This is a genomic window from Bacillus cereus group sp. MYBK108-1 (genome assembly GCF_051917185.1).
Taxonomy (GTDB): domain Bacteria; phylum Bacillota; class Bacilli; order Bacillales; family Bacillaceae_G; genus Bacillus_A; species Bacillus_A cereus.
The window spans coordinates 18,998-43,448 of the sequence record NZ_JBQAHZ010000003.1 but is presented as its reverse complement, the minus strand read 5'-3'; the positions used below and the strand labels follow the sequence as shown (position 1 = coordinate 43,448).

The window sequence follows — 24,451 nt, the reverse complement described above, 5'->3', positions numbered from 1 at the left end:
AATATACTTGAGGGAAATTAGAAAAAATAACCATGTAACACTTATCATAAAAAAGTATTGCAAGTATGTTAGTTGTTTGTTACAATATTTCTTGTTGTTAGTAAAACACATCGCGTCTTCTTGACAGACGTCATGTCCTATGATAAACTCATCAAGGATAATAGAATATTGTTTTGTGGAACAAGTAGAAGCACCCGCTTCTCACCTGATGGACGCATTCGCAGTTAACAGGTAAATGTATTTCTTACTTAAGATTTTACAAGTGTGGGTGTCGTATGCCCGCACTTTTTTTGTTCGGGTTCTATGACTACAAAATATGTTCTGAGAAAACCTTGGAGGTGGCTTACTATTAGCAAGGATATGATGATTAACGAGCAAATTCGTGCACGTGAAGTACGTTTAGTTGGCGCAAATGGCGATCAACTTGGAATCAAGTCTCGTAATGACGCTTTAGACTTAGCTGCAAATCTTAATCTTGATTTAGTATTAGTTGCTCCAAATGCGAAACCGCCAGTATGCCGCATTATGGACTACGGTAAATTCCGCTTTGAGCAACAGAAGAAAGAAAAAGAGCAGCGCAAAAATCAAAAAGTAATTAGCATGAAAGAAGTTCGTTTAAGTCCAACAATTGATGAACACGACTTTAACACAAAACTTCGTAATGCTATCAAGTTTTTAGAGAAAGGCGACAAGGTTAAAGCATCAATTCGCTTTAAAGGACGTGCCATTACTCATAAAGAAATCGGTCAACGTGTTTTAGATCGCTTCTCAGAAGCTTGTGCTGAAGTTAGCACAGTTGAATCTAAGCCTAAAATGGAAGGACGCAGTATGTTCTTAGTTTTAGCACCGAAAAACGATAAGTAATAGATAGAGGAGGAAATACCTATGCCTAAACAAAAAACTCATCGCGGCGCTGCAAAGCGTTTCAAAAAGACTGGATCAGGTAAACTGAAACGTTCTCACGCTTACACAAGCCATTTATTCGCTAACAAATCTACAAAAGCTAAACGTAAACTACGTAAAGCTGGTGTAGTAAGCGCTGGTGACTTCAAACGCATTCGTCAAATGCTTGACAACTTAAAATAAGTTCGGCTGATATATAGAACAATTAGGAGGTAATATTATGCCAAGAGTAAAAGGTGGTACAGTTACTCGTCAACGTCGTAAAAAAGTAATTAAATTAGCAAAAGGTTACTACGGTTCAAAAAATACATTATTCAAGGTTGCTAACCAACAGGTTATGAAATCTCTAATGTATGCATTCCGTGACCGCCGTCAAAAGAAACGTGACTTCCGTAAATTATGGATTACACGTATCAACGCAGCAGCTCGTATGAATGGTCTTTCTTACAGCCGCTTAATGCACGGTCTTAAAAATGCTGGCATCGAAGTTAACCGCAAGATGCTTGCTGACTTAGCTGTTCATGACGAAAAAGCTTTCGCTGAATTAGCAACAGTTGCAAAAAACAACATTAACTAATTAATTAGTTGAAACCTTAGAAGAATTTTCTTCTAAGGTTTTTTTATTTGTATTCAAATAGAAGTTAGAAGTGAAAGAAATTCTAAAGATTAACGGCTATGTTGTTATCAATATGACAAAATCAATATAAAAGTTATAGCAGTATAGAAGAATATACATATGAAGTCAGGAGAATACTCCTGGCTTTTTTCAATTCTGCTCGTTTGGAAAGAAGAGTATCTTTCCTAGCTGAAACGACACTGCTATAATGGAAAGATGATATGGAACTTTCATCAGATGAACAATTTAAGAGCGATGACTGAAACGTATTTGTAAATTAAGGACAAGCTATTTTATAAAGAGTTAGATAGCTGACTTATTCATAAGAACTGAAACATAATAATGAACTTTGAGATGAAACAACATTGTTGCGTAAAATGCGATGTTGGAGGAGGACAATAGAATGGACTTACTACAACTATTTAAATTACAAAAAGAATTAGATGACCGTATTGCAAAAGAACATGACTTACAACCGAAAAAATTGTTAAAAGAAAAAATGTTAGCTCTTCTTGTAGAAATTGGAGAACTTGCAAATGAAACACGTTGTTTTAAATATTGGAGCAACAAACCAGCATCAGAACGTGAAGTAATATTAGAAGAATACGTAGATGGTTTGCATTTTATTTTATCAATCGGAATTGATTTAGGTATTGATAAAAACTTCCTATTCTATAAATGTGCACAGACGAATAAAACACAAGTGGAAATTTTCTTAGACACATATGCGAAAGTAATTCGTTTTACAGATCAACCATCTATTACAAACTATATTGAATTATTTACGAGCTATCTTCGACTTGGACAAGCACTTGAATTTGAACAAGAAGAGATTGAAAAAGCATATTTAGATAAAAATGAAGTAAATCATCAGCGTCAAACACAAGGATACTAATTTAATTTTTGAATATTTCAATTTAATTATTGTATAATGAATTGACTGAAGAAAAAGGAGGGTGTTGGCAATGACAAAATTAGACGCGACATTGACAATGCTAAAAGAATTAACAGATGCACGTGGTATTGCTGGTAATGAGCGTGAACCACGTGAAGTAATGAAGAAATATATTGAGCCGTTTGCGGACGAACTTTCTACTGATAATTTAGGGAGTTTAGTTGCGAAAAAAGTAGGGGAAGAAAACGGCCCGAAAATTATGGTTGCAGGTCATTTAGATGAAGTTGGATTTATGATTACACAAATCGATGACAAAGGTTTCCTTCGCTTCCAAACGGTTGGTGGCTGGTGGTCACAAGTTATGCTTGCGCAACGCGTGACGATTGTAACGCGTAAAGGAGATATAACAGGTGTAATTGGTTCAAAACCACCGCACATTTTACCTCCAGAAGCTCGTAAAAAGCCAGTTGAAATTAAAGACATGTTCATCGATATCGGTGCTTCTAGCCAAGAAGAAGCGATGGAGTGGGGCGTACGACCAGGAGATCAAGTTGTACCTTACTTTGAATTCCAAGTGATGAAGAATGAAAAAATGTTACTTGCAAAAGCATGGGATAACCGAATCGGTTGTGCAATTGCAATTGACGTATTAAAACAATTAAAAGATGAAAAGCATCCAAACGTTGTATATGGCGTTGGAACTGTACAAGAAGAAGTTGGTCTTCGTGGCGCAAAAACATCTGCGAATTATATTAAACCAGATATCGCGTTCGCAGTAGATGTTGGTATCGCTGGAGATACACCGGGTGTAACGTCAAAAGAAGCACAAAGTAAAATGGGCGATGGACCACAAATCATTTTATATGATGCTTCTGTTATTGGACATACAGGTTTACGTGATTTCGTAGTTGATGTTGCTGATGAATTACAAATCCCGTATCAATATGATTCAGTAGCAGGCGGAGGAACGGATGCGGGTGCGATTCACATTGCTGTAAATGGTATTCCTTCTATGGCAATTACAATTGCAACGCGCTATATCCATTCTCATGCGGCAATGTTACATCGTGATGATTATGAAAATGCAGTGAAGTTAATTGTAGAAGTTATTAAACGTCTTGATAAAGAGGCTGTACATAACATTACATTTAATTAATAGAAAAAGCGAAGGAGCTTCTCCTTCGCTTTTTTATGTTTTAAAAAGGCCTTTCTAATCCTGCAGCAGTATGAGCCCCTAAAATAATTAAACGAGTTAATTGCATCGCCATAAAATGCGGGGTATATATCATCCCTCTTTTTAGCCATGACATAATCATTCCTAGGTGGGCACCAGTAACATAACTAATGAGAATATCGCGTGGAACCATTAGTTTTTCATCGTTAGGTTGTGAAATAGAGAGGCTTAATGTTAAATGCGTTTGAATTGCTTTCATCATCTTATACGTATAGTTTCCAGCAGCTTTATCACCAAGCATGACGTTATAGAAGTTAGTGTTTTCTGCAATATGTTCGAACAAGGCCAAAAAACTTGGATGTGGCGAATCAAATGTTAGTTGGAAATCTTCTTTATTTCTATTTCTCGGTTTAATTACTTCAGTTAGCTTTTCTAACATTTCTTCAATGCTTTTGTCTAGTAAGTCATATTTATCATGGTAATGGCTATAAAATGTAGCTCGGTTTACAGGAGCGCGTTCTGCGATATGTTGAACAGTAACATTTTCAAAACCTTTTTCGCCTACTAAAGCGACAAAAGCATCCTGTATGAGTTGTCTCGTCCGTTTTACACGTGGATCATTTGTATTTTTAATAGACATTTTTATTTCCCCTCGTTTAATTTTCTATACTTAAACAACATATTGGTATTATATTGTTGTTTAAACGACATTTCATACGTAAATTGTCGGTTGTAGATTCAAAATAATTATTTATAATTATAAACGATAGTCCTTCAGAAATCAGCACCGCTCGCAGGTAGAGAAGTTTCGATTTACGCTGCAGATGGTGTGATTTTTTTGTTAAAAGGTTAATATAATTAACAATTAAACAATCTAAACAATAAGGACATAAATAGTTTAGAAAAAAATTATATGCGATATAAGGAGAGGAATGCAATGAATCAGTTTCGAAGAATGGTAATTATCAACATTATCACATTAATTGTACTAGTTGGCGGCGGTATTGGCGGTTATTACTATTACAATCAAACGGAAAATTACTTAAAAACAGACAATGCAAAGATTGATGGAAAGGTAATTCCGGTTGCTTCACCAGTAGCGGGTAAACTAACTGACTGGAAAGCTGAAGTAGGAAAAAATTATAATGAGAACGATAAATTAGGTACTGTTACTGTAGCGGCAGCTAATGGAGAACAAACAGTAGATGTAACAATTCCACAAAATGCAACAGTTGTACAATCAAACGCGACAACAAATGCTTTCGTTGGAGCGGGTAGCCCAATTGCTTATGCATTTGATATGAACAATTTATGGGTAACAGCAAACATTGAAGAAACAGATGTTGATGATGTTCAAAAAGGTCAAGATGTAGATGTGTATGTAGATGCATACCCAGATACAACGTTAACAGGAAAAGTAGAACAAGTTGGCTTAACAACAGCGAATACATTCTCTATGTTGCCATCAAGCAACGCAACAGCGAACTATACGAAAGTAACACAAGTAGTACCAGTTAAAATTTCTTTAGATCATAGCAAATCAGTAAATATTGTTCCTGGCATGAATGTGACAGTTCGTATTCATAAGTAAGGGGGAGATGAGATGTCCTCAATTGTAATTGCAGGATATGCACTATTTTGTATAATTGTCTTCTTCCTTGTAAATCGTCTTTTACGAAAGAAAAAAACGAAAATGGGAGAAGAACAAGTCCCAGCCGTAAGTAAAATAGAAGTAAGTAAAGTTGAAACAGAAGAGAAAGAAATTGAACGAAAGCAAGAATCGGAAATTTCTAATGTAGTTGAGTTAGAAACAGGAAAGCAAGAAGAAGTAAAACAAGAAAAAGAAGTGCCGAAAAAACAAATGTCTATGCCTGTAGAGAATGTGAACGTAAAAGCAGTTGTAGCTGTATTAATTCTCGGCATGTTCGTTTCTATTTTAAACCAAACAATCATTAACGTTGCATTACCTCCGTTAATGAATGAATTTAATGTATCAACTTCAACAGCACAATGGTTAATTACAGGCTTCATGCTTGTAAATGGTATTTTAGTACCGATTAGTGCCTTTTTAGTTTCACGATTTACGTATCGTAAATTATTCGTAGCAGCAATGTTATTCTTCACGGTAGGATCTATCATTTGTGCTACTTCAGGAAACTTTACAATGATGATGACAGGTCGCGTAATTCAAGCAGTTGGTGCGGGTATTTTAATGCCGGTTGGTATGAATATCTTCATGACGTTATTCCCGCCTCATAAACGCGGAGCGGCGATGGGATTACTAGGTGTAGCGATGATTTTAGCGCCAGCTATCGGACCAACTGTAACAGGTTGGGTGATTGAAAACTATAGCTGGAACTTAATGTTCTATGCGATGTTTATTATCGGTTTAATTATTACGTTCCTATCTTTAAAATTCTTTACACTAGCTCAGCCAGTGTCTAAAACGAAATTAGATATATTCGGTGTGGTTAGTTCAAGTATTGGACTAGGAAGCTTATTGTACGGATTTAGTGAAGCTGGAAATAATAGTTGGACTAGTGCAGAAGTCATTATTTCACTTGTTATCGGTGTAATTGGTTTAGCGTTATTTATTTGGAGAGAGTTAACAACGGACAATAAAATGCTTGATTTACAAGTATTTAAATATCCAGTATTTACTTTTACTTTAGTAATTAACGCAATTGTTACGATGGCATTATTCGGAGGTATGTTATTGCTTCCAGTATATCTGCAAAACATTCGTGGCTTTACGCCAATTGAATCTGGTTTACTACTTCTTCCAGGATCATTAATTATGGGGATCATGGGACCAGTAGCGGGTAAATTATTCGATAAATATGGCATTCGTCCATTAGCGATAATTGGATTGGCAATTACGACGTATGCGACATATGAATTTACAAAATTATCGATGGATACGCCGTATAGCGTTATTATGACGGATTACATTATACGTTCAATTGGTATGTCATTCATTATGATGCCAATTATGACAGCTGGTATGAACGCGCTGCCGATGAAATTAATTTCTCACGGTACAGCAACGCAAAATACGTCAAGACAAGTAGCGGGTTCAATCGGAACAGCTATTTTAATTACACTTATGACGCAACAAACGACTGCTCACGTAGCAGATTACGGCAACATGTTAACAACATCAAACCCAATTTTAGTTGATAAAGTACACGGCATGGGTCAAAGCTTAGCGACCTTAGCTGGATCAGCTCAAGCAGGAGACGCGATGAGCACACAACTATTATATGGACAAATTTCAAAGCTATCTGCAATTAACGGTATTAACGATGCCTTCTTAATCGCAACGATACTAGCAGGTATCGCTTGGGTGTTATCGTTCTTCTTACAATCAGGCAATAAACCAAATAGAAAAGCAGGGAATTAATTTCCCTGCTTTTTTGTTTTCTTATACAAGGATTCAATTAGATATAGAATGAATCACCTGCAGACATGAGAACCCAGAAAATAACCCCCAGTAGTCCCGCAATAAAAATAATAAATCCTATGTTGTGTATACTTTTACATTGTGCTTGTAATCCATTTATCCTCGCTAATAAGACAATTAAAGAAATTAAAATTAGTATAAAGAAGTTGTTATAAAAAGAGTAAAGAGAGGTATCATCATGATACCTCTCTTTATCCTAAGAATGCTAACATATTATTCATAATATGAAATAACATAGCTGGAATAATGGATTTTGTTTTCAGGCGTAATATTTAAATATTACATATAAAGGTGTATTTTTCATAAAATAATAAAAGAGGTATCACCCTGTAGTGATGCCTCTTTCTCATTGATAACTATGTTCTGTCTTGTTATTCAATTTTGTTTGCTCTATTTGCAATTCACGCTCTACCAATCGATCTAATTGCTGAATTGCTTTAAGTGCTTTTTCATAAGAAATTGTTCGATAATGATGCGCTCCGCCCGGTTCTTCATCTGCTTCGTCTGCCCATTTAATAATATTTTGAAGAGATGTTCTTTCAATTTCTTGTTCCACTAAGAAAGAATCTGTATGAAGAAGAATTGCAATAGAAATTTCTTTTGCTAGTTTTGGATGTTCTCCTAATCTAATAAGTAATTTATGTGCTCTTTCAGCGCCTTTAATTGCATGGATATCATTCTTTTTATATAAGTCATAATCCCATTCGCCGCCTGTGTACCACGTATGATGTCCGATATCATGAAGGAAGCCAGCTTTTGTGGCAGCATCGACTGAGGCGTGATGCTTTTTGGCTAGGTGAAACGCATGGTAAGCGACAGCGATCGCGTGGACCATTCCAGAACGGTTTACGTATTTTTGTGTAATGTGGTGTTTAAAAATTTGTTCAAGCGTAATACGGTGCATAAAACATTCACTCCTTTTATCTTATGGTGTATATGAAGAAAAATCGATCGGTTTAAATGTATTTTGAACATTGTACTCCATCATAGTTCGTTAGTAAAGTAGAAATGTTTAGGAGAAGAAAAAATTTTTCTGCAAAAAAATCACCTTAGCTTATGCAAAGGTGATTTTCAAATTGCTTATTTTTTTAATCCTTGCTCTAGTGTTTCTAACATTTCGTGCTTTTCATTTTCATCAGCGTTTTTCCAAATGACTTCAAATAAAACGCCAAGACCTGGAAGCATTTTTTCTTCACCGCTTTGAATTGCATCGACGATTGTTTCTTGTAATTGATCTTGTGAATTTCCAGATACATTCGCTAATACGGCACCGCGTAAATTAAAACTCATTGCTTTCACCTCTTCTTCAGAATTGAAACTGACGTTAGTTTTTGTTCTTTTTTATGTAAATATGTATGAAAAATAGGCTATAATGATAAGACAAGAAGAGAGGGAAATACATATTATGAAAAACATTGATTCAGTACAAAATCCGCGTGTAAAGCAGTGGAAAAAGCTGCAAACGAAAAAAGAACGCGATAAAAAAGGTTTATTTTTTGTAGAAGGATTCCACTTAGTCGAGGAAGCTTTGAAGGCAGGAATTGTAACAGAACTTATCGTTTCAGATCAGACAGACCTTCCGAAAGATTGGACAGTTAATGATGTGGAAATGTACATCGTACCTGAGGCGATTGTAAAAATACTTCGTGAAACAGAAACGACGCAAGGTGTATTTGCTGTTTGTGAGAAGCATGAGAAAGAAGTAGCTCTTACTGATGGGAAATTCCTTTTATTAGATGGCCTGCAAGACCCAGGTAATTTAGGAACAATTATTCGTACAGCTGATGCAGCTGGTATTCACGCCGTTGTGCTTGGAGAAGGTTGTGTTGATGTTTACAATAGTAAAGTACTCCGCTCTACACAAGGCTCTATTTTCCACTTACCAATTGTAAAAGGGAACTTAGAAGAATGGGTAGACAAGTTAAAAGAAAATAACGTTCCTGTATATGGAACAGCTCTTGAAAATGGAGTTCCGTATGGTGAAGTAACGCCGGCTGGCAGTTTTGCATTAATTGTAGGAAATGAAGGAAATGGCGTACGCCAAGAAATTCTTGCAAAAACGGATCAAAACTTGTATATTCCGATTTACGGCGGGGCAGAATCATTAAATGTTGCGGTTGCAGCAGGGATTTTAACGTATTATTTGCAAAGCCCGGTTGCGAACAAATAAAAAACTTCTTATAATAAGTTGAAGTACATTATATTAAAAGTTAAATAACGAAAAACGTTGATAGAGAAGAGTAGCTTACAAAATCGCCATATAGGGAGAGAATGTCGTAGACTGAAAGCATTCTTATGGTAGACGAAAGTGAATTCACCTCTGGAGTTGACGCCAGGACCATGTATATGTAAAGGCGTTCCGGTCAGAATTGATCGTTATAACTAATGAGTGGGCAGACATGTTCTGTCAATTTAGGGTGGTACCGCGAATTTACCTCGTCCCTTTTTGGGAGCGAGGTTTTTTTATTTTTAAAATTAGGAGGGTTCCAAAATGGAAGCACGTTTAAAAGAGCTAAAGCAAAAAGCGTTAGAGCTTATTGAAGAAGCGAAAGAGCTAAAGGGCTTAAACGACGTACGCGTAGCGTATTTAGGAAAAAAAGGCCCAATTACAGAAGTATTACGCGGCATGGGAAAATTATCAGCAGAAGAGCGTCCACGTATGGGAGCATTAGTAAATGAAGTACGTGAAGCGATTCAAACGCGTCTAGACGACAAAATTAGTAACTTAGAAAAAGCAGTAATTGAAGCGAAATTAGCTACTGAAACAATTGATGTTACATTGCCAGGTCGTCCTGTTGAAACAGGTTGTCACCATCCGTTAACAGCTGTTGTTGAGCAAATTGAAGATGTATTCATCGGTATGGGTTATGAAGTAGCTGAAGGAACAGAAGTAGAAAAAGACTACTACAACTTCGAAGCACTAAACTTACCGAAAGATCACCCAGCGCGTGATATGCAAGATACATTCTACATCACAGAAGAAACGTTACTACGTACACATACATCTTCTGTGCAAGCACGTACGATGGAAAATAATAAAGAAAAAGGCCCAATTAAAATTATTTGTCCTGGTAAAGTGTATCGCCGTGATGACGACGATGCGACGCATTCACATCAGTTCATGCAAATTGAAGGTCTTGTAATTGATAAAAACATTCGTATGAGTGACTTAAAAGGTACACTGCAAGTATTCGTGAAAAAGATGTTCGGTGAAGATCGTGAAATCCGTCTTCGTCCAAGTTTCTTCCCATTCACAGAGCCATCTGTAGAGATGGATATTTCTTGTATGATGTGTCATGGCAAAGGTTGCGGCACTTGTAAAGGAACTGGCTGGATTGAAATTCTAGGCGCAGGTATGGTTCACCCGAACGTACTTGAAATGGCTGGTTATGATTCAAAAGAATATCAAGGCTTCGCATTCGGTATGGGCGCAGAGCGTATCGCAATGTTGAAATACGGAGTAGATGACATTCGTCATTTCTATACAAATGATGTACGTTTCTTACAACAATTCAAACGAGCGTAAGGGAAGGAGAGGATAAGTATGTTCGTATCATATCGTTGGTTACAAGAGTATGTAGATATTAAAGATGTAACAGTACAAGAACTAGCAGACAAAATCACGAAAAGTGGTATTGAAGTAGAAGGCGTTGAAGTATTAAATAAAGGTGTAAAAGGTGTTGTAGTTGGTCACGTATTAGAATGTGAAAAACACCCAGAAGCTGATAAATTAAGCAAATGCTTAATCGATATCGGTGAAGAAGAGCCAGTTCAAATTATTTGTGGAGCTGCTAACATTGCAAAAGGTTTAAAAGTACCAGTTGCAAAAGTTGGAGCTGTACTTCCTGGTAACTTCAAAATCAAAAAAGCAAAACTACGCGGTGAAGCTTCTCACGGTATGGTTTGTGCTCTTCAAGAGCTTGGGATTGATGGAAAGTTAGTTTCAAAAGAATACGCAGATGGTATCTTCATCTTCCCAAGTGACGCTGAAGTTGGTGCAGATGCACTTGAAATTTTAAACTTACACGATGAAGTACTTGAGCTTGGCTTAACACCAAACCGTGCAGATTGCTTAAACATGTTAGGTGTTGCTTACGAAGTAGCTGCTATTTATGGCCGCGAAGTAAAACTTCCAGCTATCGACTTACAAGAAACAACAGAAAAAACTTCTGATTATATTTCTGTAAGTGTAGAAGCGAAAGAAGAAAACCCATTATACATTGCAAAAATGGTTAAAAACGTAAAGATTGGTCCATCACCAATGTGGATGCAAACTCGTCTTATGGCAGCTGGCATTCGTCCAATTAGCAACGTAGTTGATATTACAAACTACATTTTAATGGAATACGGTCAACCGTTACATGCATTCGATTACGATAAATTAGGTTCAAAAGAAATCGTTGTTCGTCTTGCAAAAGAAGGCGAAAAAATTGAAACGTTAGATGATCAAGAGCGTACATTACAAAGCCACCACCTTGTAATTACAAACGGCACGAAAGCTTTAGCTGTTGCTGGTGTAATGGGCGGGGCGGATTCTGAAGTTACAAATGAGACAGTAAACGTTCTAATTGAGTCTGCATACTTTGCAGGTCAAACAGTACGTCGTACATCAAAAGACTTAGGTCTTCGTAGTGAATCAAGTGCACGTTTCGAAAAAGGAATCGACCCAACACGTACATTTGAAGCAATTCAACACGCAGCTGCTTTAATGGTGAAATATGCTGGCGGTGAAGCACTTGAAGGTGTAGTAGAAGCTGACAACTTACAAGTACAAGAGCGTACAGTATCTGTTACTGCTGAAAAAGTAAACCGTGTATTAGGTACAAATATTTCTGCGAGTGAAATGGGTACAATGTTCACAAATTTGAAATTCCCATTCACAGAAGTAGAAGGAACATTCCACGTGAATGTACCAGCACGTCGTCCTGATATTACAATTTCAGAAGACTTAGTAGAAGAAGTGGGCCGTCTATACGGTTATGACCACATTCTAGTTACATTACCTTCTGGAACGATGACTCGTGGTAAATTAACATCAGCACAAACGAAACGTCGTAAAGTACGCCGCTTCTTAGAGGGTGCTGGTTTATATGAAGCAATCACGTATTCATTAACAAGCGCTGACAAAGCGAAACAATATATGGTTGAGCCAAACGAAAAGGCGCCTGTAGGTCTTGCACTTCCAATGAGTGAAGAACGTAGCCAACTTCGTTTAAGCTTAGTACCGCAATTACTAGAAGCAGTTTCATACAATGTCGCTCGTAAAAACGACAGCGTTGCTTTATACGAAGTAGGTTCTATCTTCTTACCGACAGAAGAAGGAGAACTTCCGAAAGAAGAACAACATCTTGCAGGTGTTATGACAGGTCTTGCTCTTCACCATGCATGGCAAGGTGAGAAGAAAGTAGTAGATTTCTTCGTTGTGAAAGGTGTACTAGAAGGACTATTCGACGTACTTGGCGTTGCAAACCAAATCACATATGCACCAGCAAAACGTGAAGGTATGCACCCAGGACGTACAGCTGACATCGTATTAGATGGCGAAGTAATTGGTTTCATCGGTCAATTGCACCCAGAAGCAGAAAAACAATTAGATGTGAAAAATACATTCGTATTTGAATTATCTCTTGTAAAAGTATTCGGTGCAGACGCTGAAGAAACTTACTACGCAGCAATTCCACGTTTCCCATCTATGACACGTGACATGGCTGTTGTAGTAACAAAAGAAACAAAAGCTGGTGAAATGAAGCAAGTCATTGCTGAAGCTGGCGGAGAACTTCTGAAAGACGTAACACTATTCGACTTATACGAAGGTGAAAAAATGGAAGAAGGCAAGAAATCACTTGCATTCTCTATGACTTACTTCGATGCAGAACGTACATTAACAGACGAAGAAGTAACAGAAGCACATAACCGTGTACTAACAACGGTAGAAGAGAAATTCGGTGCGGAGTTACGTAAGTAATTAGAAAATTGCCGGATATATTCCGGCAATTTTTTTATTGGGTTAGTTGTCGGACACTATCGGTAAGTCGATATATTACAAAAATCGCTCATATATTTTCCGACACCTTGCATCTTTCTCTCGAATGTAGTACATTAATTTTAGTTTAACAAAATGAAAGACGATGATAAGGAAAAGTAGTATATACTATAATCCAAAGCGAGTCAGGGACGGTGAGAGCCTGATGAGGCGGTATATGTGAAGAACACCTTGGAGTTGCTAACCGAAATTGAATCTTGTATTCAAGAGTAGACTTAGACGGGAATCCGGCCTGTTACAAACCGGGAAGTATGTATTACATACGAGTTAAAGTTGGTCTTTATGACAAATTGGGTGGTACCGCGAAGTTTAACCTTTCGTCCCTTTATGGATGAAAGGTTTTTTTGTATTTAAATATATGAGCAAAGGAGAATTTCACTATGGAAAACACATTAGTAAAAAGTCTGTATAGAGATACAGATAAATACGTAGGTCAAACAGTACAAGTATCAGGGTGGATTCGTAACTTACGTGATTCAAAAGCATTTGGTTTCATCGAATTAAACGACGGTAGCTTCTTCAAAAGCGTTCAAATCGTTTTCGATACAGAATTAGAGAACTTCAAAGAAATTGCAAAACTTCCACTTAGCTCTTCAGTTAAAGTAGAAGGTAAAGTAATTGCAACGCCTGGAGCGAAGCAACCATTTGAAATTAAAGCAGAAAAAATTGATATCGAGGGCTTATCAGATTCTGATTACCCACTTCAAAAGAAACGTCATACATTTGAATACTTACGTACAATCGCTCACTTACGTCCAAGAACAAATGCATTCTCTGCAACGTTCCGCGTACGTTCTATCGCAGCATTTGCGATTCACCAATTCTTCCAAGAGCGTGGATTCGTACATGTTCATACACCTATCATCACTGGTAGTGATACAGAAGGTGCTGGCGAAATGTTCCGCGTAACAACGCAAGATTTAAATAACCTACCAAAAGGTGAAGACGGAAAAGTTGATGAGTCAAAAGACTTCTTCGGTAAAGAAACAAACTTAACAGTAAGTGGACAGCTGAACGCTGAAGCTTATGCATTAGCATTCCGTGATGTATACACATTCGGACCTACATTCCGTGCGGAAAACTCAAACACAACTCGCCACGCTGCTGAGTTCTGGATGGTTGAGCCTGAGATTGCATTCGCTGAACTAGGGGACGTAATGAACCTTACAGAAGATATGCTGAAATATGCAATGAAATACGTATTAGAGCATGCACCAGAAGAAATGGAATTCTTCAACAGCTTCGTTGATAAAACAGTTCTTGAGCGCATGAACAACGTAATTAACTCTGACTTCGGTCGCATCACTTATACAGAAGCAATTAAAGTGCTTCAAGAATCAGGTGCTGATTTCAAATACCCAGTAGAATGGGGAATTGACTTACAAACAGAGCACGAAAGATACTTATCAGAAGAAATCTTCAAACGCCCTGTATTCGTAACTGACTATCCGAAAGACATTAAAGCATTCTACATGCGTTTAAATGAAGACGGTAAAACAGTAGCTGCTACTGACCTTCTAGTTCCTGGCATCGGCGAATTAATCGGCGGAAGCCAACGTGAAGAAAGAATGGACGTTTTAGTAGACAGAATTAAAGAATTAGGTATGAACGAAGAGGACTACTGGTGGTACTTAGAACTTAGAAAATACGGCGGTACAAAACACGCTGGATTCGGTCTAGGTTTCGAGCGCTTCCTAATGTACATCACTGGTATGGCTAACATCCGTGACGTAATTCCATTCCCAAGAACTCCAGGTTCTTCTGAGTTTTAAGATATAAAAAAAGCGAGAGCAACTGCTCTCGCTTTTTTATAAAAATATATTATTGAATTTTTATAAAGTGATTTCGATATGATATACCTTTAATATTTAGTATATTCGCAGGCTCTGTTTTTATATTTTAAGAGTTTATTTTTTGCTTGAGTAGATCGTGTATATATAAGGTGTACATTGGATAAAAGGTGGGGAAAATATGAAAATTAAGAAAATAAAATTGGAAAATAACCCAATTCTGGGGGATATTGAACTGGAATTTACTGATGAATCAGGGAGAATAATTAATAATGTTATTATCGCTGGAGAAAATGGTACAGGGAAAACAACCTTGCTAGAAATTATTTATGATTTTTGCGCTTTAGAAATGGATCATAATAAGGAAATTCGTCAATTTACTATAGAGTTGACAGATGCAGAGGTTGCTTTTTTACAGAGTGTACCTCTATACGAATCATCATTGCAGAATGGTATAAAAAATAACGAAGTTAGGATTACTATAGATTATTATAATTTTAATAACAATGAATTCTGGTTCTATAAGGATGAAGAGGATGATGCTTCAGAACAATCGTTAAGGGGCAGTTATTACTATCGAAATAATGAGTTGGGACAGGTTCTTAAAGGTATATATTCAACAACTGAGGTGAATTATACCCCGGAGAGTATTAATGCAGTTACAGCAGGGGATATTGATTTGGAGGCTAAAGGGAGTATAAAATCGACTAGTAATATTGCTACTGAAATAACCCAGTTACTAGTTGATATCAAGACTTTAGATGATTCTGAACTGAGTGATTGGGTGGTTGAGCATCCCAATGCAGTACCGATAGACGAAGTAAAGCAAGTTAGAATGAAAAGATTTATGAATGCTTTTAATTATATTTTTCCTGCAAAGAGATATTCTGGTGTTAGGAACGAAAATGGGAATAAGAAAGTTTACTTTAAGGAATATGATAAAGAAATGCCGATTGAGAAACTAAGTTCTGGTGAGAAACAAATTGTCTTTAGAGGTAGTTTTTTATTAAAGGATCAAAAAAGTAGCCAAGGAATTATCGCTTTAATAGATGAACCAGAGCTTAGTTTACATCCTGATTGGCAAATGAAAATAGTTAACTATTTCAAGAGGCTTTTTATAAATGAAGATGGAGAACAGACTTCTCAACTCTTTTTTGTAACACATTCTCCTTTTATTATTCATAATAATGATAGAATAGACGATAAAATTGTCATTTTAAAAAAAGATGAAAATGGAGATGTATACATACCTGCTGAAGGGAAGTTCTTCTCTTGGACTTCAGAAAAAGTAGTAAAAGAGGCATTTAATATAAATAGTACTATCGATGAAGTTAGAGGTAAAAGGAAAAATTTAATTGTTACGGAGGGAAAGACTGATTGGAAGCATCTGAAAAGAGCTTTATTAAAACTACAAGAAAATGGATTGTTTGCGAATGGTAATTTTGAATTTTTAGATTATGAAGCAACGCAAATGGGGCATGGTGAATTATTAGCCCTGTGTAAACAAGTTAGCAAGATTCAAAATGAGTATAAAATCATTTGCATTTTTGATAGAGATGTATCTAATGTTAATAGAGAAGTATCTTCGCAGGGAGCGAATTATAAATCATGGGGGAATAATGTATACTCATTGCTATTACCGGTTCCTAAGCATAGGGAAGAAACGCCAGATATATGCATAGAACATTATTATTTTGATAGCGAGATAACACTTGCGGATGAAACGGGAAAAAGAATGTATCTGGGAAAGGAATTTAGTCGTAAATCTGGGCAACATATTGCAGAAAAAGATAAGTTTTGTCAGGCCAAAAATAAAGTTGGTGGCAGTTCAATTAGTATTATAGATAGAGATTGTGATGTATTTGTAAGTGAGAAAGAGGATGAGAATATAGCATTATCCAAGAATCAATTTGCGGAGAATATATTACGGGGGATTAAACCGTTCGATACAGTGAATTTTGATAATTTCCAACCTATATTTGAAATTATTGAAGAGATAATACAAGAAAGTGAGAAAAAATAAGGCGAGTCTAAATGTAGAAGTATGAAATAGGTAGAGAAGTGATTTTTTAGCTATTCTTTAAACGTTAGAATAACAATTTGTAGAGTTATATTTATTTCTAATTGTGGATGTCTTTTCAAGAGAATAAGGAATAGGATAGTTTTGGTGTATTAATTTACGTATCATTTTTGAAAGGGAAATAGAATTAATTTGTACTTATTTAAGGGTAAAACAAGGCGAAAAGAATCCAATTCTTTTCGCCTTGTTTAGTTCATGTAAATCATGTCGATACTAAAAAATAGTTATTTTTTCAATAAGCGAAATGCCTTCTCTGTATTAGCAAAATGCAGTTTCACAAACTCAGGTAATCGTTCTTTACCAAGCTTTTGAATTAATTTAGCAGCGGCGATATCAACTTGTTTACCGGCACCTTTTGGCAGCGGCATACCAGCTTTTTTACTTAGTTCATCAAATTGTTTTACGAATGAGTAACGAGCTAAAATGGAGGCAGCGGCTACAGCTAAATGGACGCTTTCGCCTTTCGTTGCGAAATAAACATTTTCACGCTGTACCTGTTTTTGTTTTGCTAAATATTTGTAGTATGTATCAGGTTGTGTGAATTGGTCGATTAAGACGCCTTCAGGTTTTGTAGGTGCCATTTTAGCTAATAAGTTTGTAATAGCTTTATTGTGTAGCAAGGCTTTTAACTTACCTTGGTTGTTTCCTTTATCAAATAGCTCGTTATATTTTTCGTTATGAAGGACAAGAGAGCTATAAGGAACAACGTGTAGAAGTTGTTTCGCAATGGCAGTAATTTGATCGTCATTTAAGTTTTTAGAGTCTTTTACACCAAGTTCTTTTAGTAGTGGAATTTGCTTTGCATCCACATATACAGCAACGACTGTCATCGGTCCAAAGAAATCTCCCGTACCAACTTCATCAGACCCTACAATAGACATTGTACCGATGGAAGCAGGCGGTGCATAACGGTGTGAATCAACAGATTTTTTTGCAGCTGTTTTCGGTGTTTGAGAGACAGTTTGCCAACGAGAAGCTTCTGCTTCAGCGCGGCCTCCTTGGAACATTACTTTTCCAGATTTATACGCTGTAATCGTGCAAGATGGTACCTTTGCCATGAAGATCCCGCCTTGCGGAGTTTTTGGGCTAAGCGAATGTTTATATTGTTGTTTCATGTCTTCAATTACTGTAGAATTTGTTTGAATTACGATAGAATTTGACATAATGGTCGCCCCTTTTTTTATATTGTTATTTTTATCATATCGGATTGTTCTTTCTGTTTCCATATTATGAAGGTTCATGGTATGATAAACTTTAGGATTCTGTACGTGATTGGAGGCCGGTGAGTTGTCACAACAAAAGGGAAAGAAAAGTCGAATTAATGTAGAAATCTATGGTCAGCAATATTCAGTTGTTGGCGATGAAAGTACAAGTCATATCCGCATGGTAGCAGCGATTGTGGATGATAAAATGCGCGAACTCAATGCCAAGAATCCTTCGCTTGACACGAGTAGACTAGCGGTATTGACGGCGGTAAACGTCATACACGATTACATAAAATTAAAAGAAGAACATGAGAAATTGAAAGAAAGTATGACAAAAAAAGGAATGGAATAACATGATTGATATTATTATCATTTTACTGCTTGTTATGGGATTTTTCCTCGGCTTACGCAGAGGGTTTATTCTGCAACTTGTAAAGTTAACAAGCTTTATTATCGCATACCTTGTTGCATACTGGTACTGTAAAGATTTAGCGCCAGCACTTGCGAAATTTATTCCGTATCCATTTGATAAAAACGTATCTGTTCCAGAATGGATTGATGCAAATAATATTGAGACAGTATTTTATCAAGCGCTTGCGTTTATCATATTGTTTATTATCACAAAAATTGCACTTTCATTACTTGGTAATTTGTTAAATATGTTTGCAGAAATACCGGTTTTAAAGCAAGTAAATGCGTTTGCGGGGGCAATCCTCGGATTTTTAGAAGTATATATTATTTTGTTTGTCTTAATTATCATTGGAAACATACTTCCGATTGAACAAGTACAAACACCATTACAAAAATCATCAATTAGCAAAATAATTGTAGACGATACACCGATTCTATCTGAAAAGGTGAAGGAACTATGGCAGACAGGTAGCAGAGTATAACTTCTCTTTTTTTGGAAAGAGAAGTTTTTTTCTATGAAAGAAAGGCGGGGCAATGATGAAAGTAAATAAAAAACAAGTGATCAAATTATTAGAGACAATCGGGCTTTTTATGGAACTAAAGGGTGCGAATCCATTTAAAATATCTGCATTTCGTAAAGCGGCAGCAGCATTAGAAAGTGATGATCGTAGTCTTTCTGAAATTGAAGATTTCACAAAGATTCCAGGCATCGGAAAAGGAACAGCAGCCGTTATTCAAGAATATATAGAATCAGGAACATCTGAAGTATTACAAGAACTTGAAAAAGAAGTACCAAGTAGCTTATTGCCGTTATTAAAACTACCAGGACTTGGTGGTAAGAAGGTAGCTAAGTTATACAAAGAACTTGGTGTTGTTGATATGGAATCGCTAAAAGCTGTTTGTGAGGAAAATAAAGTACAAGCTTTAGCAGGTTTCGGTAAGAAGACAGAAGAGAAAATATTAGAAGCAATCGATCAAGTAGGCTCTCGTCCAGAGCGTTTACCAATTGCGATGGTATTGCCTATTGCCGGGGAAATAGAGGAGAAATTGTCGAATATTGCTGAAGTAATTCGTTTCTCTCGCGCTGGTAGTTTGCGCCGTGTTCGTGAAACAGTGAAAGATTTAGATTTTATCATTGCAACGACAGAACCAGCAGCGGTACGTGAGCATTTACTACAATTTGATAATATGATTGAAGTAATAGCAAGTGGAGATACGAAAGTTTCTGTTCGTCTTCAATATGAATATGATATTTCAATTGATTTCCGTTTAGTAAAACCAGAAGAGTTTATTACAACTCTTCACCATTTCACAGGATCAAAAGACCATAATGTAAAAATGCGTCAAATCGCAAAAGATAAAGGCGAGAAAATTAGTGAGTACGGTGTAGAGAACTTAGAAACAGGTGAAGTGAAAACATTCGAGACGGAAGAAGAATTCTTTGCTCATTTCGGTCTGCCATTTATTCCGCCAGAAGTGCGTGAAGATGGAAAAGAAATTGAATTAATTAAAGAGTATCCGAACTTAATTCAGTTTTCCGATATACAAGGTGATTTACATATGCATACAACTTGGAGTGACGGTGCTTTTTCTATTGAAGAAATGGTACAAGCGTGCCGTGCTCGTGGATATAAGTTTATGGCGATTACTGATCACTCGCAATACTTGAAAGTGGCGAACGGTTTAACGAAAGAACGTCTTCGTGAGCAAGCGAAAGAAATTGAACGTATGAATGAAAAGTATCCAGACATTACAATTTTACGCGGAATTGAAATGGACATTTTACCAGATGCCTCGCTTGATTTTGATGATGAAGTATTAGCAGAATTAGATTATGTCATTGGAGCGATTCACTCTAGCTTCTCACAAGACCGTGAAACGATTATGAAGCGTCTGCGTACTGCACTTGAGAATAAACATGTCACAATGATTGCCCATCCTACAGGACGTCTTCTCGGGCGTCGTGAGGGTTATGATGTAGATACAGATTTATTAATTGAACTAGCAAAAGAGACAAATACAGTTTTAGAATTAAATGCGAATCCGAACCGTCTAGATTTAAGCGCGAAATTATTAAAACAAGCACAAGATGCTGGTGTGAAAGTAGCGATTAATACGGATGCTCATACGCTTGAAATGTTAGAAGATATGGAAACAGGTGTAGCAGCAGCACGTAAAGGTTGGATTCAAAAAGATAACGTGATTAACACGTGGGATATTGAACGTTTATTAGACTATATTAAACGTAATAAGTAATACAAGGGGGACCTGCAACATGTTAGAAAGAACGTTGCGTGTATTAGAATACAATAAAGTAAAAGAACAATTACTTGAACATACAGCATCTTCACTTGGTCGTGACAAAGTGAAGCATTTAGTGCCGAGCACTGATTTTGAAGAAATTGTAGAAATGCAAGATACAACGGATGAAGCAGCGAAAGTTATTCGTTTAAAAGGTAGTGCACCATTAGGTGGTATTACGGATATTCGCTCAAATGTGAAGCGTGCAAAAATTGGGAGTATGTTAAGTCCAAATGAATTACTTGATATTGCAAATACGATGTATGGTAGTCGTAATATGAAACGCTTCATTGAAGATATGGCTGATAACGGTGTCGAGCTTCCGATTTTAGAAACTCACGTCGCTCAAATTGTATCTTTATATGATTTAGAAAAGAAAATTACAAATTGCATCGGTGACGGTGGTGAAGTAGTCGATAGCGCAAGTGATAAACTGCGTGGTATTCGTACTCAAATTCGTACTGCGGAAAGTCGTATTCGTGAAAAGTTAGAAAATATGACGCGCTCTTCAAACGCGCAAAAGATGCTGTCTGATTCGATTGTAACGATTCGTAACGAACGTTACGTAATCCCAGTAAAACAAGAATATCGCGGCGTATATGGTGGTATTGTTCACGATCAATCGGCTTCTGGACAAACGTTATTTATTGAGCCACAAGTCATTGTAGAATTAAATAATGCACTGCAAGAAGCACGTGTGAAAGAAAAACAAGAAATCGAACGCATCTTATTAATGTTAACAGAAGAAGTGGCAGTAGAAGCCGATATCGTTTTATCAAACGTAGAAGTAGTTGCAAATCTTGATTTCATCTTTGCGAAAGCTTTTTATGCGAAGCGAATTAAAGCGACAAAGCCGATTGTAAATAACGAGCGTTACATGGACTTAAGACAAGCACGCCATCCGCTTATCGATCCAGAAATAATTGTGCCAAATAACATTATGTTAGGTAAAGATTTCACGACAATTGTTATTACAGGACCGAATACAGGTGGTAAAACAGTTACGCTGAAAACAGTTGGTATTTGTGTGTTAATGGCGCAATCTGGCCTTCACATTCCAGTAATGGATGAGTCAGAGATTTGTGTATTCAAAAATATCTTTGCTGATATCGGTGATGAGCAATCGATTGAACAGAGTTTAAGTACGTTCTCCTCACATATGGTGAACATCGTTGATATTTTAGAAAAAGCTGATTTTGAAAGCTTAGTTTTATTCGATGAATTAGGTGCTGGAACAGACCCACAGGAAGGGGCTGCACTTGCCATTTCAATTTTAGATGAAGTATGTAATCGCGGTGCTCGCGTTGTTGCAACGACGCATTATCCAGAATTAAAAGCATACGGATATAACCGTGAGCAAGTTATTAATGCGAGTGTTGAGTTTGATGTAAATACATTAAGTCCAACTTATAAATTATTAATCGGTGTACCAGGCCGTAGTAATGCCTTTGAAATTTCGAAACGTCTTGGATTATCTGATCGCGTTATTGAGCAAGCACGCAATCACATTAGTACAGATACGAATAAAATTGAAAATATGATTGCGAAGTTAGAAGAAAGCCAGAAGAACGCAGAGCGTGACTGGAACGAAGCAGAAGCGCTTCGCAAACAATCTGAAAAACTGCATCGTGAATTACAACGTCAAATCATTGAATTTAACGAAGATCGTGATGAACGATTATTAAAAGCGCAAAAAGAAGGAGAAGAAAAAGTCGAAGCTGCAAAGAAAGAAGCAGAAGGCATTATTCAAGAACTTCGTCAATTGCGTAAAGCACAGCTTGCAAATGTGAAAGACCACGAGCTAATTGAAGCGAAGAGTCGTCTAGAAGGCGCAGCGCCAGAGCTTGTTAAGAAACAAAAAGTAAATGTGAAAAATACTGCACCGAAACAACAGTTACGTGCAGGTGATGAAGTGAAAGTATTAACGTTCGGTCAAAAAGGTCAACTACTTGAAAAAGTAAGCGATACAGAGTGGAGCGTACAAATCGGTATTCTGAAGATGAAAGTGAAAGAATCTAATATGGAATACATTAACACACCGAAGCAAACAGAGAAAAAAGCAGTTGCAACGGTAAAAGGTAGAGACTATCACGTTTCATTAGAACTTGATCTTCGTGGTGAACGATTTGAAAATGCAATGGCGCGCGTTGAGAAATACTTAGACGATGCCCAGCTTGCAAGCTATCCTCGCGTATCAATCATTCACGGTAAAGGGACAGGAGCACTTCGCCAAGGTGTACAAGATTACTTGAAGAAGCATCGCGGTGTAAAAACCTTCCGTTACGGTGACATGGGCGAGGGAGGCCTAGGCGTAACAGTTGTCGAATTAAAATAGAAAACAACGAAACAAAGGGGAAACCATTATATGTTTATGGACAAACTTGCAAAAGTATTGTTAGCTTGTTGTGGAATATTTTTGGTGATTGGGGTTATTTATTTAGTTGTTTTTGCGAAGTGAAAAAGCGTCAATCGTGGCAGAATGATATTGCCATAGATTGACGCTTTTAATATATGTGAAAAGGAATAGAACATGAAAATCAACCAATACATAAGCGAAGCAAAATTATGCTCCAGACGTGAAACAGATCGTCTCATTAAAGCTGGACGCGTGGCTATTAACGGCGAAATATGTACGCACGGTGCACTCGTAAGCGATGGTGATAGGGTAACGATTGATGGGCAAGTTATTGTAAAAGAAGAGAAAGAAAAAGTGTATATCGCATTTCATAAACCAGTCGGAATTACTTGTACAGCAGCCGATCATATTGAAGATAATATTATTGATTATATCAATTACCCAGAGCGAATCTTTCCAGTTGGGCGATTAGATAAAGCATCAGAAGGACTTATTTTATTAACGAATGACGGCGGCATTGCGAATCAAATTTTACATGGTGATCATGAGCACGAGAAAGAATATGTTGTCACAGTCGATAAACCTTTTACGGACTGGTTTATTGATGAGATGTCCCGCGGTGTAAAGATTAAAGATGGAATGACGAAGCCGTGCAAAGTGACAAGAGTCGATCAATCAACATTTCGTATCGTTTTAACGCAAGGAATGAACAGGCAAATTCGTAGAATGAGTCGTGCTTTCGGATTTACTGTAATAAAGCTAAAGCGAGTACGCATTATGAATATAGAGCTAAATGAGCTTGAAGTTGGAAAGTGGCGGAGCGTTACAGCTGAAGAGTTAGAAATTTTAATAGGGCAGTTATAGGGAGGAAAAATTTTCTCCCTATATTTTTTTGTCAGAAAAAATAAAACTATTGATTTTTTAAAAAATAGCCCATATAATAAAAAACAACAAGTTTCGACAAGATATTTTATAAAAGTAATGATGAGGACATGAGTTGTATTTTACGATTCTCAGAGAGGGAAGCCTTAGGCTGTGAGCTTCCTAATACGAAAAGACAAGCTTACCACCTCTAAACTTCAAGAGTGAACTGCATACATGATGCATTGTAATTCTTGGCGGATAAAACCGTTATCAATTTACACGAGCTATAAAATGAGCTTATTTCGTTATAAATTCATTTTATTAGAATAAGGGTGGAACCACGATTTCAA

The 24,451-nt window shown here is 36.8% G+C and carries 21 protein-coding genes, 2 pseudogenes and 4 other annotated features (1 of these 27 only partly in view); of the genes and pseudogenes, 17 read left to right on the top strand and 6 right to left on the bottom strand.

What is annotated here, in order from left to right; genetic code table 11:
* The first annotated feature begins 176 nt into the window (after window positions 1–176).
* Window positions 177–297: a sequence feature (ribosomal protein L20 leader region), on the top strand.
* Window positions 298–360: 63 nt separating this feature from the next.
* The 5 genes from infC (at window position 361) to ACTFSL_RS06550 (ending at window position 3,570) form a co-directional block, all read left to right on the top strand.
* Window positions 361–864, top strand: a complete 504-nt coding sequence (gene infC, locus ACTFSL_RS06570; RefSeq protein WP_000973215.1) for a translation initiation factor IF-3 — start codon at window positions 361–363, stop codon at window positions 862–864.
* 21 nt (window positions 865–885) lie between these two features.
* Window positions 886–1,086 carry a 50S ribosomal protein L35 gene (gene rpmI / locus ACTFSL_RS06565; RefSeq protein ID WP_001125945.1) on the top strand — a complete coding sequence of 67 codons (201 nt, stop codon included), beginning with the start codon at window positions 886–888 and terminating at the stop codon, window positions 1,084–1,086.
* A gap of 37 nt (window positions 1,087–1,123) precedes the next feature.
* Window positions 1,124–1,480, top strand: a complete 357-nt coding sequence (gene rplT, locus ACTFSL_RS06560) for a 50S ribosomal protein L20 (protein ID WP_001138362.1) — start codon at window positions 1,124–1,126, stop codon at window positions 1,478–1,480.
* 442 nt (window positions 1,481–1,922) lie between these two features.
* Complete coding sequence (locus tag ACTFSL_RS06555) at window positions 1,923–2,414, top strand: dUTP diphosphatase (protein WP_000365050.1); 492 nt, start codon at window positions 1,923–1,925, stop codon at window positions 2,412–2,414.
* Between the two features lie 70 nt (window positions 2,415–2,484).
* Window positions 2,485–3,570, top strand: a complete 1,086-nt coding sequence (locus ACTFSL_RS06550; RefSeq protein ID WP_153581603.1) for a M42 family metallopeptidase — start codon at window positions 2,485–2,487, stop codon at window positions 3,568–3,570.
* Between the two features lie 40 nt (window positions 3,571–3,610).
* On the opposite strand, the gene ACTFSL_RS06545 is transcribed toward ACTFSL_RS06550, so the two are convergent.
* Complete coding sequence (locus ACTFSL_RS06545) at window positions 3,611–4,228, bottom strand: TetR/AcrR family transcriptional regulator (RefSeq protein WP_000023672.1); 618 nt, start codon at window positions 4,226–4,228, stop codon at window positions 3,611–3,613.
* A gap of 297 nt (window positions 4,229–4,525) precedes the next feature.
* On the opposite strand from ACTFSL_RS06545, the gene ACTFSL_RS06540 reads away from it, so the two are divergent.
* Window positions 4,526–5,179, top strand: coding sequence for an HlyD family secretion protein (locus ACTFSL_RS06540; RefSeq protein WP_001071419.1), 654 nt, complete (start codon window positions 4,526–4,528; stop codon window positions 5,177–5,179).
* 12 nt (window positions 5,180–5,191) lie between these two features.
* A complete protein-coding gene (locus ACTFSL_RS06535) occupies window positions 5,192–6,991 on the top strand; it encodes a DHA2 family efflux MFS transporter permease subunit (RefSeq protein ID WP_440041399.1) in 1,800 nt (599 codons plus the stop codon).
* Between the two features lie 37 nt (window positions 6,992–7,028).
* On the opposite strand, the pseudogene ACTFSL_RS06530 reads toward ACTFSL_RS06535, so the two are convergent.
* The 4 genes and pseudogenes from ACTFSL_RS06530 to sspI all read right to left on the bottom strand — a co-directional run.
* Window positions 7,029–7,184 (bottom strand): annotated as a pseudogene (locus ACTFSL_RS06530) (DNA-binding protein); the annotation flags it as partial.
* 58 nt (window positions 7,185–7,242) lie between these two features.
* Window positions 7,243–7,323, bottom strand: a pseudogene (locus ACTFSL_RS06525) (CPBP family intramembrane glutamic endopeptidase); the annotation flags it as partial.
* 74 nt (window positions 7,324–7,397) lie between these two features.
* Window positions 7,398–7,955 (bottom strand): HD domain-containing protein, encoded by a 558-nt coding sequence (locus ACTFSL_RS06520; protein WP_322369171.1) that lies wholly within the window; start codon window positions 7,953–7,955, stop codon window positions 7,398–7,400.
* A gap of 176 nt (window positions 7,956–8,131) precedes the next feature.
* Entirely contained in the window at window positions 8,132–8,341 is a 210-nt protein-coding gene (sspI, locus tag ACTFSL_RS06515) for a small acid-soluble spore protein SspI (RefSeq protein WP_000009509.1), read from the bottom strand.
* A gap of 82 nt (window positions 8,342–8,423) precedes the next feature.
* Here sspI and ACTFSL_RS06510 point away from each other — a divergent pair, with 82 nt between their 5' ends.
* The 5 genes from ACTFSL_RS06510 (at window position 8,424) to ACTFSL_RS06490 (ending at window position 16,907) form a co-directional block, all read left to right on the top strand.
* Window positions 8,424–9,221, top strand: coding sequence for a TrmH family RNA methyltransferase (locus tag ACTFSL_RS06510; RefSeq protein ID WP_001986644.1), 798 nt, complete (start codon window positions 8,424–8,426; stop codon window positions 9,219–9,221).
* Between the two features lie 48 nt (window positions 9,222–9,269).
* Window positions 9,270–9,498 (top strand) — a binding site (T-box leader).
* A gap of 44 nt (window positions 9,499–9,542) precedes the next feature.
* Window positions 9,543–10,577, top strand: a complete 1,035-nt coding sequence (pheS, locus tag ACTFSL_RS06505) for a phenylalanine--tRNA ligase subunit alpha (RefSeq protein ID WP_000388219.1) — start codon at window positions 9,543–9,545, stop codon at window positions 10,575–10,577.
* An 18-nt stretch (window positions 10,578–10,595) separates the two neighbouring features.
* On the top strand, window positions 10,596–13,016 hold the full coding sequence (pheT, locus tag ACTFSL_RS06500) for a phenylalanine--tRNA ligase subunit beta (protein ID WP_440041398.1): 2,421 nt from the start codon (window positions 10,596–10,598) through the stop codon (window positions 13,014–13,016).
* Between the two features lie 154 nt (window positions 13,017–13,170).
* Window positions 13,171–13,422 (top strand) — a binding site (T-box leader).
* A 52-nt stretch (window positions 13,423–13,474) separates the two neighbouring features.
* Window positions 13,475–14,866, top strand: a complete 1,392-nt coding sequence (gene asnS / locus ACTFSL_RS06495; protein ID WP_440041397.1) for an asparagine--tRNA ligase — start codon at window positions 13,475–13,477, stop codon at window positions 14,864–14,866.
* A gap of 199 nt (window positions 14,867–15,065) precedes the next feature.
* Complete coding sequence (locus ACTFSL_RS06490; RefSeq protein ID WP_440041396.1) at window positions 15,066–16,907, top strand: AAA family ATPase; 1,842 nt, start codon at window positions 15,066–15,068, stop codon at window positions 16,905–16,907.
* Window positions 16,908–17,188: 281 nt separating this feature from the next.
* Here the strand turns inward: ACTFSL_RS06490 and rnhC are convergent, their stop codons facing one another.
* Complete coding sequence (rnhC, locus tag ACTFSL_RS06485; protein WP_440041395.1) at window positions 17,189–18,127, bottom strand: ribonuclease HIII; 939 nt, start codon at window positions 18,125–18,127, stop codon at window positions 17,189–17,191.
* 124 nt (window positions 18,128–18,251) lie between these two features.
* Here rnhC and zapA point away from each other — a divergent pair, with 124 nt between their 5' ends.
* The 5 genes from zapA (at window position 18,252) to ACTFSL_RS06460 (ending at window position 24,101) form a co-directional block, all read left to right on the top strand.
* Complete coding sequence (zapA, locus tag ACTFSL_RS06480; RefSeq protein ID WP_000082701.1) at window positions 18,252–18,521, top strand: cell division protein ZapA; 270 nt, start codon at window positions 18,252–18,254, stop codon at window positions 18,519–18,521.
* A gap of 1 nt (window position 18,522) precedes the next feature.
* Window positions 18,523–19,062 (top strand): CvpA family protein, encoded by a 540-nt coding sequence (locus ACTFSL_RS06475; protein WP_000565409.1) that lies wholly within the window; start codon window positions 18,523–18,525, stop codon window positions 19,060–19,062.
* A gap of 55 nt (window positions 19,063–19,117) precedes the next feature.
* Window positions 19,118–20,836, top strand: coding sequence for a DNA polymerase/3'-5' exonuclease PolX (gene polX, locus ACTFSL_RS06470; RefSeq protein ID WP_100061485.1), 1,719 nt, complete (start codon window positions 19,118–19,120; stop codon window positions 20,834–20,836).
* A 19-nt stretch (window positions 20,837–20,855) separates the two neighbouring features.
* On the top strand, window positions 20,856–23,216 hold the full coding sequence (locus tag ACTFSL_RS06465; RefSeq protein WP_000893715.1) for an endonuclease MutS2: 2,361 nt from the start codon (window positions 20,856–20,858) through the stop codon (window positions 23,214–23,216).
* Window positions 23,217–23,411: 195 nt separating this feature from the next.
* Window positions 23,412–24,101, top strand: a complete 690-nt coding sequence (locus ACTFSL_RS06460; RefSeq protein WP_000700716.1) for a 23S rRNA pseudouridine(2604) synthase RluF — start codon at window positions 23,412–23,414, stop codon at window positions 24,099–24,101.
* A gap of 108 nt (window positions 24,102–24,209) precedes the next feature.
* Window positions 24,210–24,451, top strand: a binding site (T-box leader); it runs 14 nt beyond the window's last position.